This window comes from Chryseobacterium nakagawai (assembly GCF_900637665.1).
Taxonomy (GTDB): Bacteria; Bacteroidota; Bacteroidia; order Flavobacteriales; family Weeksellaceae; genus Chryseobacterium; species Chryseobacterium nakagawai.
In genome coordinates, this window is the sequence record NZ_LR134386.1 from 290545 (window position 1) to 310755 (window position 20211).

The window sequence follows — 20211 nt, forward strand, 5'->3', positions numbered from 1 at the left end:
TTTGGGAGCATATTAGAAGTATATTGTGGTATATCCTTTCTATTGTATATTTGAATACAAATTGAGATTATATGAGATTCACAGGATTAAAAGAAATAATTAGAGCTTCAGGAAAAAGAGGAGTTGTGACTTATAAAGGAAAAGATACAAGAAAAGAGTTTGATGAGAGTGTTAACCTGAAAAAAGTAAATTTAATCTCTAATTTTATTGGTAATAAAATTGAAGTAGTAGCACAGATTCTGAGCTAAAAGGGTTATTTTGTGTATATTTCAATTAAGATTAAATTCTAAATCTAAAGGTTAAATTAATCCGTTCTTTCATAGGTATTGTGGACTTAGCAATTCTATGTTCCCAATACTCCTGAAGGTTGCCTTTCATAATTAGTAATGAACCATTAGTGAGTGGCAAGCTATATTTACTTTGATGATGGTCTATTTTTCTGAAATCGAAATTTCTGGATTGTCCAAGGCTTACTGAAGCAATAACTGGACGTTTGCCATACTTGCTTTCTTTATCTCTATGCCAGGCAACAGAATCGTTATTGTTCCGATATAAATTAAGTAACACTCCATTGAAACGATATCCAAACTCTTTTTCAATTCTTTCTTTCAGAGATAGGAGTTCCGGAGTCCAGATATTGTTTTCTTTCTTCTTATTATCTGATTCGTAAGATTCCATTGTATCTCCATACCAGGCTGTGAGACGTGGCGTTAATACAATCTTATCATACATGTTTTGTGTACGCTGTTCCCATTGAACGGTACGCAATAAATGATCTTTGAGTTCATTAGCTTCCTTTGGCTGAAGAAAATTTTCCCTGTACTCCAATAGATCTTTTGGAAATTCATAAAATTCTTCTGAATTGAATAAACTAAGTTGGTTCATTGTCGATTTCTTTAAATAATTGTATTAGCAATATCTCATTTACAGGCTTTTTTAGGAGATGGTTTATTGGCATTGAAAGCCATATTTTCTAACCTCTGAATATCTTTTCGTAGTTCCAGAAACATATCTTTTACATTATGATTTGTGTTATCAGGTTCAAAATCTTCAGGAAATATACCCGAAGCATATTGCCATATCTCCACAATTTCTTCTAATGGAATATCATAAGGCTGGTAAAAAGGATTATCAGCTGCTACGATAATTGATTTTTTCTTCTTAGTATTGAATCTTTTGTAAGAAATCCCATCATTGAAGGTAACAAATATGTAGCTTTTGCCAGGTTTTAGATCTTCAATATTTTCAACATACTTTCCGATAATATAAGATCCATCTTTAAAAGGAGGCATGGAATCCCCTTGAGCTGGAAAAGCCCTGTATTTTCCGTTAGCTAAAAAAGGAAGTGTAATTCTTTGCAATCCTTCAATATATTCTGGATCGCTGTAGCCGGATAAATAGCCCATTGATGCTTTCTGTGGAACGATTTCGATGCTGTTGTTTCCTAAATGGTCTACAACAACAGGTAAGACTATTCGATTATCAGGAAGTTTCAGGATATCTTCCAATGGATATTTTCGGATATCAACAGTAAGAAGTAAATCAATACTTATATTGAAGTACTTTGAAATCTTTATTAGTACTTCGTAGGGAGCCTCTGAACGGCCACTTTCATATTTAGAGTACCGATCTCTGCTGATGATCAAAATATCATTGGCAAAAGCATGTTGGGATAAACCTCGCTTACCTCTCAAAAACCTTATGTTATCTGCAAAAATTGACATTGGGACAAATTGTACCAGCAAATATAATAATTTTGGGACAAATAGTCTCTAATTTTGTACCGTGAACCGAGCAATTGTACATATGGATCTTGATACATTCTTTGTATCCTGCGAGAGGCGTAATAACTCCCAGCTTCAAGGTATTCCTCTTATCATAGGAGGTGGAGACCGTGGAGTTGTTGCGTCTTGTTCCTATGAAGCAAGAAAATTTGGAGTTCGCTCTGCAATGCCAATCCGTATGGCACTGAGACTTTGCCCTGATGCAAAAGTAATCCGGGGTGATCATGAAATGTACTCAAATTTATCACATACTGTGACCGAAATTATACAGGAAAAAGTTCCACTAATGGAGAAAGCTAGTATTGATGAATTTTATGTGGATTTATCAGGAATGGATAAGTTTTTTGGATGTTACCAATGGACCAAAGAAATTGCTGAAGCTGTTACTAAAGAGACAGGCCTTCCCATAAGCTTTGCACTGTCAACGAATAAGACCGTTTCAAAAATTGGTACAGGAGAAGCTAAGCCTGTAGGCAGAATGGAAATCAAAGAATTGGAAGTGCAACCATTTTTAAATCCTTTATCCATTAAAAAAATTCCAATGGTGGGTGGCAAGACTTTCCAGTTGCTATCAAGAATAGGGATCCGGACGATTCATACCTTATCTGAAATGCCGGTACTCGTTCTGCAGCAAATGATCGGAGCCAACGGGAAAGAACTTTGGAAAAAGGCCAATGGAATTGATGAGAATCCTGTTGTTCCTTATTCTGAAAGAAAATCTATTTCAACTGAAAGGACTTTTTCCAATGATACCATGGATATTATTGAGCTAAAACGATTGATTTCAGGAATGGCAGAACAGCTAGCCTACCAATTGAGACAAGAAAAATGGCTGACTTCTACAGTGGTGGTAAAAATAAGATATGCCAATTTCGATACGGAAACCAAGCAATGTAAAGTATCTTATACTTCTGCAGATCACACCTTGTCAAGAGTTGCTCGGGAATTGTTCAATAAGGCGTATACCAGAAGAATGAGGCTTCGTTTGGTAGGGCTTCGCTTTACAGGCCTTGTTCATGGAAGTCACCAGATGAATCTATTTGAAGATACTGAGGAGCAGATGATTCTATACCAAACCATGGATTATATCAAAAACCGTTACGGATCTGATGCTGTAGGGCGGGCATCTGGCTTTGATTTCGGGAAATAATTTTAAATCTTTTCAACATGTTTATTAACTGTCATTCTTTTCATAGCCTTCGTTATGGAACTTTATCCATCGAGGAATTGGTAAAACAAGCACATGAATCAGGAGCCAAAGAACTGGTATTGACTGATATCAATACCGTAACCGGAATTTATGATTTTAAAAAAGAATGTGAAAAGTTTAATATAAAACCCATTCCCGGTGTTGAAGTCAGAAAGGATGGTAAACTTCTTTACGTAGGTATAGCTAGAAAGTTCTCAGGAATTGGTGAGATCAACAAAGTCATTACAGGTCATAACTGCGATGGTAAAGAACTATCTGAAATAGCTCCTGAATTTAAGGAGGTATTAATTGTTTATCCGATGAGTAATATTCCCCCAGAATTGAAAGCCAATGAATATATAGGAGTAAGAATGGAGGAATTGAATTTCCTGATTCGCCCTGAATATGAAAGGTATATTTCTAAAATGGTCATTTTCCATCCTGTCACTTTTAGTACAGATGAAGAGTATGAACTGCATAAGATTCTAAGGGCAATTGATAATAATACCTTGCTTTCTAAACTTACCAAAAGAGATGCTTGCCGCAGATCTGAATATTTTATTACTGAACAGCAAATGGTACAAGCATTTGAAAGATACCCTCAGATTATTGAAAATACAAAGGATATTCTCGCCGAATGCTGTTTTGAGTTTGATTTTAAAGAAGTTAAGAACAAGAATTTTTATACAAAATCGAAAGAAGATGATTTGAAACTTTTGCGCAGATTAGCTTATTCGGGATTGGTAAAAAGATATGGATTAAACCATGAAATTGCTAAAAAAAGAATAGAAAAAGAGCTGAAAGTTATTGATGAGCTTAACTTTTGCTCCTACTTCCTTATTACCTGGGACATTGTGTGTTATAGCAATAGCATGGGCTTTATGCATGTAGGAAGAGGAAGTGGTGCCAATTCCATTGTCAGTTATTGTTTAGGAATCACAGATATTTGCCCTCTGGAACTTAATCTTTATTTTGAACGGTTTCTTAATCTTAACCGTAAGACCCCTCCGGATTTTGATATTGACTGGAGTTGGCAAAACAGAGATACGATCTTAGAATATATTTTTGACAGATATGGTAAAGATCATGTTGCATTTTGTGGAACTAATGTTGAATTTAAATATAAATCAATTTTTAGGGAAGTTGGAAAAGTATTTGGCCTGCCGAAGGAAGAACTGGATGACTTGACAAGCAAATCAATGGAAAGGTATGATCAGAATTCTGTAGTGGAATTGGTACAGAGGTATGGTAAACTATTGGAGAAGTTTCCTAACCAAAGAAGCATGCATGCTTGTGGAATATTGATTTCAGAAGAACCAATCACCAATTATACGGCATTAGAAATGCCTCCCAAAGGATTTCCGATTGTTCAGTTCGATATGAACGTGGCGGAAGATATCGGTTTAGAAAAGTTTGATATTCTTTCCCAGAGAGGATTAGGGACAATTAATGACACTGTGAATCTTATTAAAAAGACAAGAGGAATCACAGTAGATATTCGGGACACAAAATTATCCAAGGATGAAGAAAGATCCAATGAATATTTGGCGATAGGAAGAACTATTGGATGTTTTTATATTGAATCTCCAGCAATGCGGGGACTTTTAAGAAGATTAAAATGTAATAATTACAGAACATTGGTTGCGGCTTCCTCTATTATCCGTCCTGGAGTTGCTCAAAGTGGAATGATGCGTGAATATATATTCAGGCATAATCATCCTCAGCAATTTGAATACTTTCATTCAATATTTGAAGAGCATCTGAAGGAAACTTATGGCATTATGGTTTACCAAGAAGATGTTCTGAAGATTGCCCAATATTTTGGAGGGTTATCTCTTGCTGATGGTGATATTTTGCGCAGGGCAATGAGCGGAAAAGGGCGCTCCATTAAAAAACTTCAGGAGGTAAAAGCTAATTTTTTTGAATCCTGCAGAAAGCTTGGGCATTCTGAACCATTAACTGCCGAAGCTTACAGACAAATAGAATCTTTTGCCGGATATTCTTTCTGTAAGGCTCACTCAGCTTCCTACGCTGTGGAGAGTTACCAGAGTCTTTATTTAAAGGTATATTACCCGCTGGAGTTTATGGTTTCTGTTATTAATAACCAAGGAGGTTTTTATCGTACAGAAGTATATATCCATGAGGCAAAAATGTTAGGAGGGAGTATTCAGACTCCGTGTGTTAATGCCAGTGAATATCAAACAACACTTAAAGGAGCAGATATTTACTTGGGATTGATGCTTCTGGAAGGGTTGGAAACAAAAGTTGCGAATGGTATTGTTGAGGAACGTGAACGGAACGGAGAGTACAAATCTCTTGAAGATTTTATCAAGCGGATTCCCATTGGTATTGAAACTGTACAGATTTTGATCTTTATTGGTGCCTTGAGATTTACGGGTAAACCTAAAAATGAATTGCTAGTAGGAGCCCGGATATTATTGATGAATTTTAAGCCTGAACAAAGAGGGCTTATGCTGATTGAAGAGCCTGTTCAGGAATTCAAGCTGCCACAATTGAAAAGAGAACTTTCTGAAGATGCTTTTGATGAAATCGAACTTATTGGTTTTCCTGTTTCCTGCAGTCCATTTGACTTACTACAAACGAAGTACAGAGGATCAGTTTTCGTAAAAGATTTACTTCAGCATCATAAGAGACAAGTAAAAATGTTGGCTTATCTTATTGCAAGAAAACATGTTCCCACTAAAAAAGGCAACATGTATTTTGGCACCTGGATTGATGTGAATGGTGATTATTTTGATACAGCTCATTTTCCTGATAGTTTGAAAAAATATGACTTTCAAGGCGGTGGATGCTATCTATTACTTGGAACAGTAGAAGTTGATTTTCATTTTCCAACGATAACTATTCATAAAATGGCTAAAATGCCGATGATTCCCGACCCTCGATATGCTTATGATAAAGAGAGGCAGTATGATGTTCACAGACAGATTAAAGAGGATGTCAGTATGACCTTCAGAAAGCCATATCCACAGGCACATGAAATTGGGCTTCCGAGATATAGAATAGAGCAATAGTAAACTCTATTTTAGATTATGAAGTAATCAATATTTGAATAATTAAAATTTCTAATAAAAAGTCAAAAAAATGGATTTGATAAAATTTATGTGAAAAAATGCGACAAAAAAATGTTGTTATTTTTTCACCAAAATGTAAATAATATGCAAAAAATAGAAGCACTTCAATTGCGATTATTAAAATGGGTTCGTGGGTTTTATACTATGCTTTATTTTATTTAGTTGATTATTAGTGTTTTGAGTCTGTGTCGTAACTTTTTTTATAATCCGAATATATTTTTGAATTTAATTATTGCAATACAATGTTGTCCTTTAAGAGAAAAGCAGTGTTCTATTTATTTGCAATATGAAGCTGTTGGAAGGGCTCCAAGAGTAATTTAATTAATTTAAAAATTATCAACTATGTATGAGATTTTATTACTAATCTTTATTGTAGGTTTTCTATTTATTGCTTTAATGGCAGTAGGATTGTTGAAAAAAAGAAAATTTAATGGACATTTAAAAATCTTTGATTTTTTTGAGGGACATTTCGAATCCGAAGACTAATTCTAGTGTTAAGCTTTATTGTGTTTTTTCTAAACGAGGCTATTTCTAGTAGCCTCGTTTTACATGAGTATTTTATAGTTCTTCAAATCCTTCAGCAAAAAATTCATTCATAGTCATCCCGAAAGCGTTAATAACCTTTGCTAGTGTGCTAAAACGAAGGTCTTCTCCTTTTTCATACCTACCATATTGAGCTCTTGATATGTTATGCTCATATGCAAAATATTCATAACTAGAATATCCTTTAGCTATTCTAAGTTCCTTTATTCGCTTCCCAAGTTTTTGTAGGACTTCTTCTTTTAAAAATTCTTTTTCCTCCATGTAATCTCAATTAGAGAATACAAATCTTGCAAATAAGCACCGGTTATGTTACCATTAAAAAGGTGTATCTAATTAGTGGCTTTTATGGTGAAATGTTTTATATTTGAACAACTCTTAATAATATGTTTCCTATTGTTCATATACAGATAAAAAGGAGAAATAATAAAAAATAAATAAAACATGTTAGTATTATTATCTACTATTAGTCATAATAATGATGGATTTCCGTTTTTTAAAATGGTTCTTTTCATCTATTTTATTCCTACTATAGTTGCTTTATTTAGGCTCACAATTATAAGATTTAAATTTTTCAGCGTATTATTTATCAATCTTTTTTTTGGATGGACGATTTATGGTTGGTGGTTTGCCTTTACAAAGGCTTTTTCAAGCAAAAATATTGTTTATATTAAAAATAAATCTAAGGATATAGCAATAACTGACAAATACGATCAGTTAATTAAACTGAATAATTTACTTTCTTCAGGTGCTATTAATGAATTTGAATATGAGGCTGAAAAAAAGAAAATTCTAAATCACTAATGCATCAATAATTAATTTGAAAATAATGGTGAAGGTTATTTTGAAAATCAAAGAAGAGAACTTAGATTTTATATTAAAACAATTTCTTAGGCTTGCAATAACAGAAATAAAAATCAAAAAAAAAGCAAGCAATAAATGCAATAAAACAATAAGCATTTTTAATACATATGATGAACCAGATAAATAAGGCGAATTATTTGTAAAATAGATATCAATTTGTCTAAATGGTAATTATTTATTATATTCATAAAGTAACTAATACCATTTTTCATGCTAAAATATGAGTTATACAAGGAGAAAATTTGTAAACATAAACTATTTAATTCCTCAGAAAATTTATCAGACTTTTGGTTTGAAAATAAGGATGAAATTCAAAAAGACATTCCATTTAATATTGGAGAATCTGATTTATTTGGAAAAATTGTTAGATGGGAATCAGAAATTGGAAAAATTTGTACTGAAGAAATAAGGAAATATTTAAAAAATAAAGTTAATTCAGTCTTTATAGAGAATACACATCTTTGTGAAATCAGTTTTACTGATTTTGCATTTTTGTATCAGGGGAAATCATACACCTTACAAGATTTTAGTAACATTTTTCCAACCTCTAAAATAAATGGAAAAGCAGATCTTATTGGCGTTAATTTGGAGAATATCCAAATTTATAATGCATGTATCATAAATTGTATGTTTTATTCTGCGAATTTTAACAATAGCGATTTTCAAGATGTTACATTGGTGGAAACTAGCTTTCTTAACTCTAGTTTTAAAAAAGCAAGACTTGTAATGATTAAAGCTTATAATGGCTCTACATTAAGTGGTATTAATGTAAGTGGTAGTTATGTACACGCAATTGTGTTAGATGAAGCTGTTTTAGGCATAAATGGAATGGAGTTTACGGAAATTTCGTATTTTAAGCTGCTGTGGTGGAGTTGTTTTAATATTTTTAGCAGATTAGAATTCAATAGTAAAGGAGAACAAACCACATTTTATGCTAATTCAATTAGTCAGGGTTCTAGTACAGAATTAATAAAATTTATTGAATATGTGAAATGGTTTCAATATGTGTATAAAATGCTTCATAAATCTGAGCGCTTACCCCTATCTAGTCGAATTGGATTTTTTTTTGAAGTGTTGACTACAAAATATTGGCGTTCCTTTTCTGTTTTAGGTTGCTTTAGTTTAATTTTAAATTTAATATTTGCTACGATATATTTAATAATTGCTGATGATTTTAATAATGGTACTCATACTTTTCTAGGAAGCTTTTATTATAGTATAGTTACTTTTACAACATTGGGTTATGGAGATATCTTTCCCAAAACGGATATTGCCAGAATGATAGTTACAGTTGAAGTATTAATGGGTTATGTAATTTTAGGTCTATTTGTATTTTTGTTGAGTAAAAAAATAGACGCCAAATTTTAAATTGAATAAAGGTTATATTAAATTAGTAACATAAGTAAATCCTGCAGAGATAATTCAACTAAAAAATGTACATTTGAAAGGCTAATGACCATCTCAAATTATTTTTCATGGAGAACATTTTAGAACTTAAAACAATAAATGACCTTAAGTCATTTAATTTTTTTATTCCTTCTTATCAAAGGGGGTATCGTTGGACTACCAAAGAGGTGCTAGATCTATTAACTGATATCGATGATTTTAAACCAAAACAGGTTGATGATACTGATGAAAAAACTTGGTATTGTTTACAGCCAGTGGTTGTAAAGAAAAATTCTGACGATATGTTTGAAGTTATTGATGGGCAACAAAGGCTAACAACAATTTTTTTAATTCTACATTACCTAAATCAATATTATGCTGAGGGATTTAAATTTCAAATTTTTGGACTTACATATGAAACACGAATTGATTCGGGACTCTTTCTTCAGAGTGGTTTAATTCCTGGTGAAATAAGAGCTGATAATGTTGATTTTTTTCATATATCAACGGCCTACAAAACTATACATGATTGGATTCAATCCAAACAAAATTTCAACCGTAACAACTTTGAGTCTAAACTATTTTTTGATACCAAAGTAATATGGTATGAAAGTTTGGAAGATGATCCAATCGCTATTTTTACACGTATAAATATAGGTAAAATACCTTTGACAAACGCAGAGTTAATTAAAGCTCTTTTTCTAAATAGTTCGAATTTTGATAAGAAATTTTCCGATAAGATTAGACATAAACAATTAGAAATTTCTACAGAATGGGATCAAATTGAGCAAGCATTGCAACGTGATAAGTTTTGGTACTTTCTTAATGGAAATAAATCTTCTACAAATAGAATTGAATTTATTTTTAATTTGATGAACGATGAGAAGGATGTAAATGATAATTATTCAACTTTCAGATTTTTCAATAAGAAGTTTAAAAATAAAAATGAAGAGACAATACATGTAAATTGGGCTGAAATAAAGACTCATTTTCAACGATTTGACGAATGGTATAATAAGAGAGATTGGTATCATAAAGTTGGTTTTCTTGTTAATACAAGTCCTGTCACTATTAAAGAACTATATAATATCTCTCTTTCTAGTACTAAAACAGAATTCCAGGAGTATTTGGATAAATCAATTAAAGACATATTTAAAAACACCAATCTTGAAGAGCTCCAGTATGGAGATAAAAAGGTTAAAGATGTTTTATTATTATACAATATTTTGACAATGCTAAGGAATGAAAATGATAATTCATATTTTCCATTTGATGTTTATAAAAATAAAAAATGGGATATTGAACATATAACGTCAGTAACTGATACTTTACCAGATGATAAAGAAAAGTGGCTATCAGATGCAAAGTTATACTTAGACCTATCAACAAAAGATGGTAAAGATCTTAATAAAAGAGTACTTAAATACGAAATTTCTGACGATGAAGATTTTGAAGACTTATTTACTGCTATTGTAGCTCATTTCAATTCGCATCTTAAAGATCAAGATATTAATGATATATCTAATCTTGCTTTGCTCGATTCTGAAACAAATAGAGGTTATAAAAATGCAGTTTTTCCATTTAAAAGAAATACAATTATTGAGAAGGATAAACAAGGTAATTTTATACCTATATGCACGAAAAATGTCTTTCTAAAATATTTTAGCAATTATCCTCCTAAAATTTCTTTTTGGACACAGGAAGACAGAGATAAGTATTATGCAGATTTACAGGATGTATTAGATAACTATTTAAAAAATTAAGTTTTGACAGAAACAATACATAAAGGTAAGGTATGCAGTTTTTGGGAACTGCTTTCTACAACAAAAATTGAAGTACCAATAATACAAAGAGACTATGCTCAAGGACGTAAAAATGAGCGAGAGATTAGAGATAATTTTCTTACTGCTCTTTTTAATAGTTTATCAGAACTGAAACCAATTAAATTGGACTTTGTATATGGAAGCATAGAAAAGGATATTCTTCAACCATTGGATGGTCAACAAAGGCTGACAACATTGTTTTTACTGCACTGGTATAGTTGTCAATTGAATAATGACTGTTCAGAAGAAGTAAAAAAAACTTTATTAAACTTTTCTTACGAAACAAGAATTAGTTCTAGAGAATTTTGTACTGCTTTGGTCAACAATGATTTTCATTTGGGTGGTGTAGAAACTACTTTAAGGGATAAAATAATTGACTCTCCTTGGTTTGTACTTTCTTGGGAAAAAGACCCAACAATAGATGCGATGTTAAGGATGATTGATGATATTCATGAACGTTTTCAAAATGTAAGTGATTTATGGACGAAATTAATTGAAAAAGATTGTTTAATTCAATTTTATCATGTAGAGTTAAGAAACATTGGACTTACAGATGATCTTTATATAAAAATGAATGCTCGGGGGAAATTATTGTCTCCTTACGAAAACTTTAAGGCAAGTTTCCAAAAATATATTAATGACCAATCTTGGGAGGCTAACACCTCTCTTATGGATTCATTTGCACTCAAAATTGATACGGTCTGGACAGATTTACTTTGGAGCCATAGAAAAGGAGATTCTATTGATGAAGCATTTATGCGCTTTGCATCAGCAATTGCTATGATACGACTATCTATAGAAAGAGCTGATAATAGAATTTTTAACATTTCAGCTCTTCAAGAAAATCCTAATAAACTTCCAGTTGAATTGATTTCAAATAATGGATTTAAGTATTTAGTCTCATGCTTCGATTTATATTCTGAAATAGATAAGAGTGGATTAAGCTTGGAACTAGATATTAATTTATGGCAGCATAAACCAATTGATACAATTTTTACAGCAATTGTTTATGAAGATAATTTGAGCTCTACCATACAGAGGAATAGCGCTACTTACACTCAAAAAGTTCTATTCTTTGCTCAGACCGAATATTTGAGAAGAGTCAAAGATTTTAATCAAGATTCTTTTACAGATTGGATGAGAGTAGTCAGAAATATTATTTCTCGAGGTGACGTTACTAAGTATGGAGATCGTCCTGCAATTATACGTAGCCCTCAAGCATTTGATGGGGTTATAAATTTGATAAGTGAACTATCTGAAGGATGCGAAAATATAATTTCTTACTTATCCACATTGCCAACTATAAAGTCTGCATTTGCTCGTGAACAAATTGAGGAAGAAATATTAAAAGCTAGACTTATATCAAATGATATTAATTTTAAAGAAGTTATAATAAATCTTGAGGAGAATAATTTACTAAGAGGTAGGATTGCTTTTCCTTTGTATGTTGCTGATTATCATGATGTTGTTTCGTTTGTTGATTTAGAGCTTCTCAAAAAAATAGAAAATGTTCTAAAAGTATATTTTAATAATGAGAATGAACTGCCTGAAAAATTTAGGGCGGCAATGCTGACTATTGAAGACAATAATGAATATAAATATTATAATTATTGGTGGTCTTTTTGGAACGTGGCAAATGCAGACAAAAGATGTTTAATAGATAAGTATAGAGAATTAGAGTATTATATTGATACTCAATATAATATTTATTTTAAAAAGCTTGTGTTAGCCTTGATAGATAGGAGTTTTGAACAAATAATTGAAGATTTTGATCCTCCAGTTACCATGTCAAATTGGAAAATTAGACTTATAAAAGAACCTTATCTCCTTAAACATTATTGTAAATCAAATTATATAGCAATTCCAGAGGACGAAGAGTGTTGCTATTTACTTAAAAGTATGCGCCCAAGGGATATTTTGGGATGTGAAATAATTTCATAATAATTTTCAGAGAAAATATTTTATATCTATGGAAGACTTTACTCAATTAGCAACTATTTTTGCTGCCTATTTAACTCCCACAATAGCTATTATCGGTAGTGTTCTTGCAATTCAAAATTATCGTTTAGCAAAGAGGAAAAGAAGAGATGAACTTTTTGATAGAAGATATAAATTTCTTTTAGAATTTGAAAAGCTTTGGAAAACTACTGGAGATCCGCAGAAGGGAGCAACTAGAATGTGTTTGGAGTGGGATGATATAGCCCCATTTGCTCAAAAAGCATATTATTTATTTGGAGAGGATATAGCAGAACATCTTAAATCGTATGAAGGTAAGAGTTTTGATCAAAATTTTCCTTGGGTACCTGATCAAAATTTGGCTAAGCCATTTGCAAAATATTTATGTTTTGAAGATTAATCATTTAAAATATTTTTAATTTCTAAGGATTATGATAAAAATATAAAAGATTGAAATCAGTTATAAATATCGTAGCATTATTTAAAAAGGTCAATACTAAAATTTTTTAGTATCGACCTCTTTAAATATCAATATTATTGAATTATGATCTGAAATATCTGCTGTATTTTTTTAAGAATATTATAATAGCACAAGTCTGATATTGTTTCGTGATCTTGGGTACCATCATCGTTTTTGATTGTTTTTACAGTACGTGTTCCGTCACGATTGTAATTTGTAGGTTGAGCAAATAAAAAACCTGTAGATTTTTCACTTGTTCTCACTTTTTTCCAGTTGTAACCATTATCCTTTGCTAAATTTAAAAGTTCATTGATTTGTGGTGCGGCAACATCACTTAAATCAGCAGTGTATATAAGTTGAATATGTTTATGGAAGTCATCATCCATTAAGAAAGCATATTTATCTTTATAATAGACTTTGAAAATTACAATTTGATTATTTTTTGTGATGTGTTCATTGACAATGAAATGATGTTTTAATTTATCTGCTATAGCATGGATAATATGAAAAATTTCGCTTTTTTTGTCCCTGTTAGGAGTTTTCTTTCCTCCACTAACTTCTCCAGACTTTGAACCTGGATCTGGCTGTTTGGAATCAAAAGATCCATAAGGAGTTGAAGGTGGGAAAATTGGTTTCCCTCCGGAATTGGATTTACTAGCTTTAGAATAAATACAAAGCTTCACGATGTCACTTAAAATATCAATTCCAGATTCAATGAAATTTTCCGCTAATTTAGGATTAACTCCATCTTTTGTAATGGTTGATTTCTTATTTTTATTGGTGGCTTTTGACCTTTTTCCTGAGGAATCACCAGAATTACCAGACTCGGTAGAAGATAAGTTGTAATAATCGATAAACCTTATAAAGTCAGTATCATACATGTTATCAAAGTTCTTTTCTGGTTTCACCTTAATAATTTCACTCGCCAAAAAAAATGTCTTGTCCGGGGTATTAATATAGCTGCCATTTATGGTCAGATACAATTTTTCACGTATAGGAATTAAAAAATTATAAATGTTCTTTGCAGAGTTATTTAATACTTTATGATATAAGTTACTTTGCATTTTGAGCAGATTGTTCCATAGGTAATTCTCCTTTGAAAATAAAAAAAATGCCAATGATTTTGCCATTGATTTTATATTCTCAGTCCCATGTTTTTTCAACGATATTTCTCCAATAATAAGATCATCTTCTTTTTTGGTTTCCCATGTAACAATTTCTGTTAATTCCTCAAAATCTGCCCTAAATAAATTTTGAATGATCAATGAATTTACCAGAAAAAAAGCTTGGGCAATAACAACAGAAGGAATAATTATCGTTATAGGAAAGTCCTCTTCGTATTCCTTTTCTATCTGGAAATATCTTGTCCCTAGGGAGCCTACTGAAAAGATTGGGTTTTGATCGTTTTCTACTTTTAGGAAATCCATCTTTTCATAACTATCCACCAAAACTCTCAGTTGATAATTTCTTTTCTTCTTTATTCTTTTTGAATTGCCATTGAGTTTGCCGTCAAATTTGTCACCAATTTTTAAAAACATTAATGCCTCAATATTAAAATCATCATAATAATAGGATTGGATTTTTTCCACCATAAAATTATTCTCACGCTCATATATAATATGGGCAAATTCTACTTTCGTGTATATTTCGTCATTGGCATTTTTGAACCAATAAGGGAAGTTGGTGATTTTGTAGAACCCGTCTGTAATGGGAGGGAAGCTGAATTGGAAATCCATAACTATTAATATTATTGTGAATGATTAGGCTAAATTACATTGACGTTTATATTCCTGGATTGCATCTCTGTATTTCGGATTATTAATATATGCTTTTTTAGGAATCATATTATGATCCAACCAACATGCCTGACCCCAAATTGATTTATGCGTTTTCGGAATTCGATATTCATAAATTCTTTTTTCTTTTTCAAGTTTTTCCAAGCAAGAATTTATCTTTTTCTGACTAAAATTTTCTTCTTTTATTGTGGTAGAAAGATAATGGAAAACTTCATTTTCAGAGAGGAATTTATTCTTAAATTCTACTAGGTTAAGTATCATTTTTTCCGTTGAAATAGATGTGGAGTCTAACTTATACTTATAGCTTGTAGTAGTTTGATTATTAGTTTGTAAGCTATTTTTGTTTGTTCGGTTTGTAAAACTTAATCCAGAAAGATTTTTCATATTAAACAGCCCGAAATTTTTTTTCAATTTTTCACTCAATTTTAGCATAATATATTTCATTATTAATTAATAAATTTTTATATTTGCTACAAGAAATAAGGGGACGGGATAAAAGATTTTTTCCTTTACCATTATTTATGTAACTTATAAGTCCGTTATTGTATTTCGTAGGTACTAACGGATTTTTTTATTTCTTTTTTCTAATAGACTTCTTCCTTTTTTAAACTAGTCAACGCAAATATAATATTTTTTTTTGTTGTATTAATATATTTGTATTTTTACGTGTGTAAATTTGTGATGTGTGCGGTTGAATGTTTGGTTTTGTTGTAATATCAATATAAAAAGTACAATCAATATATATTTATTTAAATATTGAAATGTTATTTTAGTTTCGATTTAAAATAAGGTTTGGTTTAAGGGTTTATAATGGCTTTTAAAAATGTTTTCAAAAGAGTATGGTAGGATATGATCTTTACTGAATTCACTTAATCTAAGATTATATCTGACAATTAGATATTTTAGAAAAGAATAATCATTAATTATTTTACAGGCTATTTCAAAAATTGGCATTCGGCTTTCAATCGGCCACATTGTAAAATTCTGATTTATTTGAGGAAGAGCGCCAAACTCAAGTTCGCAGGCTTCTCTCAATCTTCCCCAAACTGGATGTTTTCGTGATAAAAGTGTCATCATACTTTGAAGTAGATAAAAATAAGAGAAACTATATTGGATATTTTCTGAATATCCTTGGTTTAGAATTTGATAAATTTCTAATTGATTAGAAACTTGATTTTTGTTTGCTTTTTCAATATCTTGAGTTAAATCATAGTTACAATGGGAACATAAATATAATAGTAGTGATTGAATCTTGATTATATTTTTATTACCCTGTTCTAAGCGGTGAAAAGTTATGGGATTATAACATTTGGGACAGCAATCTCGTAAAAGAACTTCGCAATCACAACAGACATACGAAATTAATAACCTCCATTGTTTTTTGTAATAGGCTTGTTTTAGGCATATTGGGCAATATAAAAGTCCATTGTGCTTACGCTTTCTGTGGGTAATGCCTAATGGAAGTATTCCAGAGGTAAAACCGTTTGGATTATGATTTTCAAATAACCAATTTTGATAGTTGTTTAAAAATAGACGGTCAATGGTGGAATATTCTAGGGGGGTATTATCAAATATTACTTTTTTTAAGTAATCTGTGGGCATATTATCCACATCCCGGTTCCAGAATTGTTGATCTTTGAAATAATATTTTCCAAACGAATGGCTTTTTACTTCATGAGCTTGTGAAATTCTAAAAAACCAACTTGTGAAGAGCTCATCCTGATATGGTGGGATATATTTTGCCCATATGTTTTTTCCTAATGATTGAATATAAGGCATTATAAATTTGCTCTCCTTAAAATTTTCTTTCTGTCTTCTGGAGAAACGTATTCAATGTTATCCAAAATTTTATGATCAATTTTATTTAGCCTACTATTAAGGGCAAGTTCGGTTGCTTTTATTAAGATGGTGTTTATTTCTCCTATCAAGCCATCTGACATTGCTAAAATTTTTGATGCCATTGAGTTTTCAGCAAGATATGAAGGGTTTTCAAGAGGAAGAAGAGCTTCATAATTTACTAGGAACTGTAAGTATACCTCATTCATTTTCCATCTTTCCAAGATTACTGTTTCAAACCTATTGGCGAGTTGTGCATCCGACTGAATGACATTAAATGCATCACGAATCCCAACACATATGATTGGAATTTTTAATTCATTACTTAAATACTTTAGAACATTCAAAAATATTCGTTGTTTAAGAGGACTTCCTGCAAGGACATGGTGTATTTCATCAATGATAATTAGTTTTACTTCTAGTTTCTTAAACAAGGAAATGATCCTTCTTTGTTTTATATCCGGACTTTCACTTTTTATTATTGGTGCATTGAGAATTTGTAGAATCTTATTATAAAAGCTCTTCTCATCGGGTTCTGGCGGTGCCTGTACAACAAGCACTGGAGCGATAACAACATCATATTCTCCTTCTCGGATATATGGATTGTTTTTCTTATAAAACTTATTAATCAATGCAGTTTTTCCATTGTTTGTTTCTCCAACAATCAATAAATTAGGCATTCTATCTACGGTAGGATAGTTTTTAAGGTCGTCCAATTTTGCTAGTATTTTATCAGCATTAGGATAGGGAATCCATTTCTGTTTTCTTAAGTAAAAGATTTTTTCTTCTAAGCTTCCATTTAAAACAAGCTCCTTGGTTTTAGTTGTCAAATGCTTCATCATCTAAGTTGTCAAATGGTTTTAGTGTGAATTCGTTTTCAAAGTTAATCTCTCTAGTATCAGAAGTTTGAGTTTTGTTAACCTCGGATAACTTCAGTTCATTATTGACTTTTGTAATATTTTCCAAAAAGTTTTCTTTACCATTGAATTCTTTTGTTATCATCCTTCTGGAATTCTTGGAAAGTTTTTTTGTTGCTTTAATAGCTTTTAACTCAATTTCTTCCAGTTTTTTATAACTTTCAAATATATGTGCCTCATTAATAATTCCAGTATTATCCTCTTTCCATTTTTTTACTGCAGCTCTGTATTCCCATACTGACATAGGGGGATACCGAGTATCTCTATAAGGGATGTCAAAATATTCATTCAGATCCGGATCAAAAAAATAGATGACGCTTATGTCTTTAGGATTTCTTCTAAATGAATACTTCTTTAAATTTTTACTGTCATTAGGAGTATTAATGTATTTTCTTAATACTTCATCATAATAATGAATATGATCGATTACGACCCCTGTTGCCTGGATTTTTCGTTCTAGATACGGCATGAAGCTTAGCTTTATTCTCCTTTCATCATTGAAACGTGGGGGAAGGCCAATACCTTTAGTTTCATTATTGCCAAATATTCCTTCAATATATTTTTCTTCAGGAGTCATTCCAATGCCAGAATGCACAGTTTTATGATATACATTGACTATATAGGTAACCATCCATTTTTCAAATTCCGCCAATGTTAACGAGGCGTGTTTTTCAGATTTATAAGTTGAACGTTCTTTCGTGTTTGAAAATGTTGTGCCTGGAAGATCATGGACTGCTTTTGAAAATGAACCAAGAAATCTTTCAATATGTCCTCCATAATGTGGAGTTGCTACAGGGCGGAATTCAAGATTAATACCATAATTTTCGCAAGCTTTTTTTAACATAATTCCTCTAAACTCTTTTGCATTATCAACATGAATAGTTTCCATTACCCCCCAACATCCCCACGATCCATCAATTCCTAATTTTTGAAGATATGTTTCTTTTGGAAGTATTGCATTTGAGATACAAAGACCTGTCCCCATCGCTCCAGGTGGATCAAATGAAATATTAATTCCTAAAATCATTCTGCTGTAAACATCTATTGCCACAGTTAGATATGGCCTGTTAAAAGGTTGCCGGAATACTTCATCTACTAAAATCACATCACCAATTGTGTGATCGATCTGTACCACACTTAAAGGATGATTTGAATGCGGAAAACTTCCTCTAATTGGCTTGAAAGCGGCATCGGAGACCTTTTTGCCATATCGTTGTTTGACCTTTTCCTCTTCGGAAATTTCGTTTATTCGTCTTCGTATTGTTGTAGAATGTGGCGTCGGTATACCCAGCTTATTACATTCAAAAGAAATTGCTCTAATCAAATAATTTATCGACTTTCGAAATGAAGTTAAGTATATTTCGGTAATACATTTCTGTATTATTTCTTCTTGCTCTGGAGATAGTCTTGATTTCCCACGGCCACCATTTTTCTTTTTACCAAGTATTGAACCTATGCTTCCAGTTTGTTCATAACGGCTAATCCACCTATAAATCGTTGCTTTATCAACTTTAGCTTCTTTTGCTGCTCTTTCAACAATTTTTAAGTCTCCTCGATTCTCAAGAACTGGTCGGATAATCTGAAATCTTTCCTGTGCTTTTCCCCATTCTTTATCTGTAAAATCAAGCATATCTCTATTATTAGATTCCTGTTGAGGGTCAGCGTGAGAGATATCACCAATATTAACCGTATGTATTATACCGCTTTCTATTTCCTCAATACTTACACGCTTAATATCAATATTTCTAATGATAGTACACGGAATATCATTATAAGTTATTTGCTGACCGACATTCAGATAAAAAATTTCCTGTTTCATTTTGGATAAGAATTTTCATATAGCTCATCAAGCCAAATTGCAGAATGCATTGTTAAGGGGTGGTCCCAAATACACCTGATGATATTTATTGAAACCATATACCACATGTAATATATGAGTTCCATCTGTTTATATTTATCTCTTGCACATACCTGGATAAGCTCTCTTGGTGTTGTACATTGCAAATCACACATGGTTTTTAGGATGAGTTGTATATCCGGATGTTGATGATCAAAAGTATTCTTCTTATATCTGTACAAGAATTTACAGTTTTCAAGATATTCAGTTCTTATGTCCTCTTCAGTAAGAACTTTAAATTCATAACCATTCTTTTCACAAAATTCCTCTGCTGCTTTGAATTTGGGTTGATAAATAGCTGAATTCTTTTCTAGGTCTTCTTTGTATTTTATTTCAACAAGTAATGGTTTTGCTCCCATTGAGGTAAACCGGTAGTGCCAGTAAAATAAAAAGTCAGGAGTGTAAGATCGTTGTTTTCTTTCAGAATCTGAGTAATAAATAGTAACTGGCTGCTCGTGATAGGATTCAATAATCCAGTCCATCTCTAGTAGAAATATAAAATCCCTTTCCAGAGAGGATTCAAACTGGACTTCTTTATTGGTTTTAGCACTGAAAAAGCTTCCAGATAGTGAGCTATGTTTTAAGCCAATTTTTCTCACCTTATTTTGTATGATTGGTACCATCTAAGATAAGAATTTAAAATTGGTCGCATGTACTTTGCGAAAAAG

Annotated in this window: 17 protein-coding genes; 8 read left to right on the plus strand and 9 right to left on the minus strand. The window is 31.7% G+C overall.

Annotated features, from left to right (window positions below; all coding sequences use genetic code 11):
• Positions 1-71 precede the first annotated feature (71 nt).
• Entirely contained in the window at positions 72-248 is a 177-nt protein-coding gene (locus EL260_RS25425; protein ID WP_164466589.1) for a hypothetical protein, read from the plus strand.
• Between the two features lie 31 nt (positions 249-279).
• Here the strand turns inward: EL260_RS25425 and EL260_RS01390 are convergent, their stop codons facing one another.
• A complete protein-coding gene (locus EL260_RS01390; protein WP_123858512.1) occupies positions 280-885 on the minus strand; it encodes an alpha-ketoglutarate-dependent dioxygenase AlkB family protein in 606 nt (201 codons plus the stop codon).
• A gap of 35 nt (positions 886-920) precedes the next feature.
• Positions 921-1724, minus strand: coding sequence for an XRE family transcriptional regulator (locus EL260_RS01395; protein ID WP_123858513.1), 804 nt, complete (start codon positions 1722-1724; stop codon positions 921-923).
• Positions 1725-1785: 61 nt separating this feature from the next.
• Between EL260_RS01395 and dinB the strand changes: the two genes are divergently transcribed.
• Complete coding sequence (dinB, locus tag EL260_RS01400; RefSeq protein ID WP_123858514.1) at positions 1786-2934, plus strand: DNA polymerase IV; 1149 nt, start codon at positions 1786-1788, stop codon at positions 2932-2934.
• 17 nt (positions 2935-2951) lie between these two features.
• Positions 2952-6008, plus strand: coding sequence for a DNA polymerase III subunit alpha (locus EL260_RS01405; protein ID WP_123858515.1), 3057 nt, complete (start codon positions 2952-2954; stop codon positions 6006-6008).
• A 618-nt stretch (positions 6009-6626) separates the two neighbouring features.
• Here EL260_RS01405 and EL260_RS01410 read toward each other — a convergent pair.
• A complete protein-coding gene (locus tag EL260_RS01410; RefSeq protein WP_123858516.1) occupies positions 6627-6872 on the minus strand; it encodes a helix-turn-helix domain-containing protein in 246 nt (81 codons plus the stop codon).
• A gap of 180 nt (positions 6873-7052) precedes the next feature.
• Here EL260_RS01410 and EL260_RS01415 point away from each other — a divergent pair, with 180 nt between their 5' ends.
• The 5 genes from EL260_RS01415 to EL260_RS01435 all read left to right on the plus strand — a co-directional run bounded on the left by EL260_RS01415 (position 7053) and on the right by EL260_RS01435 (position 13037).
• A complete protein-coding gene (locus EL260_RS01415) occupies positions 7053-7412 on the plus strand; it encodes a superinfection immunity protein (RefSeq protein WP_123858517.1) in 360 nt (119 codons plus the stop codon).
• A 270-nt stretch (positions 7413-7682) separates the two neighbouring features.
• Positions 7683-8840, plus strand: a complete 1158-nt coding sequence (locus EL260_RS01420) for an ion channel (protein ID WP_123858518.1) — start codon at positions 7683-7685, stop codon at positions 8838-8840.
• A 107-nt stretch (positions 8841-8947) separates the two neighbouring features.
• Positions 8948-10621: a DUF262 domain-containing protein gene (locus EL260_RS01425; RefSeq protein ID WP_123858519.1), complete on the plus strand. Its 1674-nt coding sequence runs from the start codon at positions 8948-8950 to the stop codon at positions 10619-10621.
• A gap of 3 nt (positions 10622-10624) precedes the next feature.
• Positions 10625-12622 carry a DUF262 domain-containing protein gene (locus EL260_RS01430; RefSeq protein WP_123858520.1) on the plus strand — a complete coding sequence of 666 codons (1998 nt, stop codon included), beginning with the start codon at positions 10625-10627 and terminating at the stop codon, positions 12620-12622.
• A gap of 28 nt (positions 12623-12650) precedes the next feature.
• Complete coding sequence (locus EL260_RS01435) at positions 12651-13037, plus strand: hypothetical protein (protein ID WP_123858521.1); 387 nt, start codon at positions 12651-12653, stop codon at positions 13035-13037.
• Between the two features lie 134 nt (positions 13038-13171).
• Here EL260_RS01435 and EL260_RS01440 read toward each other — a convergent pair whose 3' ends face one another.
• From EL260_RS01440 to EL260_RS01465, 6 genes are all read right to left on the minus strand, one after another.
• Positions 13172-14833, minus strand: coding sequence for a hypothetical protein (locus tag EL260_RS01440; RefSeq protein ID WP_123858522.1), 1662 nt, complete (start codon positions 14831-14833; stop codon positions 13172-13174).
• Between the two features lie 24 nt (positions 14834-14857).
• Entirely contained in the window at positions 14858-15337 is a 480-nt protein-coding gene (locus tag EL260_RS01445; protein ID WP_123858523.1) for a hypothetical protein, read from the minus strand.
• Between the two features lie 336 nt (positions 15338-15673).
• Complete coding sequence (locus tag EL260_RS01450) at positions 15674-16672, minus strand: TniQ family protein (protein WP_123858524.1); 999 nt, start codon at positions 16670-16672, stop codon at positions 15674-15676.
• Positions 16672-17571, minus strand: coding sequence for a TniB family NTP-binding protein (locus EL260_RS01455; RefSeq protein ID WP_123858525.1), 900 nt, complete (start codon positions 17569-17571; stop codon positions 16672-16674). The genes EL260_RS01450 and EL260_RS01455 overlap by 1 nt, the downstream gene beginning before the upstream one ends.
• Positions 17549-19465 carry a helix-turn-helix domain-containing protein gene (locus EL260_RS01460; protein WP_123858526.1) on the minus strand — a complete coding sequence of 639 codons (1917 nt, stop codon included), beginning with the start codon at positions 19463-19465 and terminating at the stop codon, positions 17549-17551. The genes EL260_RS01455 and EL260_RS01460 overlap by 23 nt, the downstream gene beginning before the upstream one ends.
• On the minus strand, positions 19462-20166 hold the full coding sequence (locus tag EL260_RS01465; protein ID WP_123858527.1) for a TnsA endonuclease N-terminal domain-containing protein: 705 nt from the start codon (positions 20164-20166) through the stop codon (positions 19462-19464). Before EL260_RS01465 ends, EL260_RS01460 begins: the two co-directional genes overlap by 4 nt.
• Positions 20167-20211 lie beyond the last annotated feature (45 nt).

What these genes read in the sequence shown, in the direction of transcription:
- EL260_RS25425 (WP_164466589.1), top strand. Translation starts at nt 72, where the DNA reads ATGAGATTCACAGGATTAAAAGAAATAATTAGAGCTTCAGGAAAAAGA.
- EL260_RS01390 (WP_123858512.1), bottom strand. Translation starts at nt 885, where the DNA reads ATGAACCAACTTAGTTTATTCAATTCAGAAGAATTTTATGAATTTCCA.
- EL260_RS01395 (WP_123858513.1), bottom strand. Translation starts at nt 1,724, where the DNA reads ATGTCAATTTTTGCAGATAACATAAGGTTTTTGAGAGGTAAGCGAGGT.
- EL260_RS01405 (WP_123858515.1), top strand. Translation starts at nt 2,952, where the DNA reads ATGTTTATTAACTGTCATTCTTTTCATAGCCTTCGTTATGGAACTTTA.
- EL260_RS01410 (WP_123858516.1), bottom strand. Translation starts at nt 6,872, where the DNA reads ATGGAGGAAAAAGAATTTTTAAAAGAAGAAGTCCTACAAAAACTTGGG.
- EL260_RS01415 (WP_123858517.1), top strand. Translation starts at nt 7,053, where the DNA reads ATGTTAGTATTATTATCTACTATTAGTCATAATAATGATGGATTTCCG.
- EL260_RS01420 (WP_123858518.1), top strand. Translation starts at nt 7,683, where the DNA reads ATGCTAAAATATGAGTTATACAAGGAGAAAATTTGTAAACATAAACTA.
- EL260_RS01425 (WP_123858519.1), top strand. Translation starts at nt 8,948, where the DNA reads ATGGAGAACATTTTAGAACTTAAAACAATAAATGACCTTAAGTCATTT.
- EL260_RS01435 (WP_123858521.1), top strand. Translation starts at nt 12,651, where the DNA reads ATGGAAGACTTTACTCAATTAGCAACTATTTTTGCTGCCTATTTAACT.
- EL260_RS01440 (WP_123858522.1), bottom strand. Translation starts at nt 14,833, where the DNA reads ATGGATTTCCAATTCAGCTTCCCTCCCATTACAGACGGGTTCTACAAA.
- EL260_RS01445 (WP_123858523.1), bottom strand. Translation starts at nt 15,337, where the DNA reads ATGAAATATATTATGCTAAAATTGAGTGAAAAATTGAAAAAAAATTTC.
- EL260_RS01450 (WP_123858524.1), bottom strand. Translation starts at nt 16,672, where the DNA reads ATGCCTTATATTCAATCATTAGGAAAAAACATATGGGCAAAATATATC.
- EL260_RS01455 (WP_123858525.1), bottom strand. Translation starts at nt 17,571, where the DNA reads ATGATGAAGCATTTGACAACTAAAACCAAGGAGCTTGTTTTAAATGGA.
- EL260_RS01460 (WP_123858526.1), bottom strand. Translation starts at nt 19,465, where the DNA reads ATGAAACAGGAAATTTTTTATCTGAATGTCGGTCAGCAAATAACTTAT.
- EL260_RS01465 (WP_123858527.1), bottom strand. Translation starts at nt 20,166, where the DNA reads ATGGTACCAATCATACAAAATAAGGTGAGAAAAATTGGCTTAAAACAT.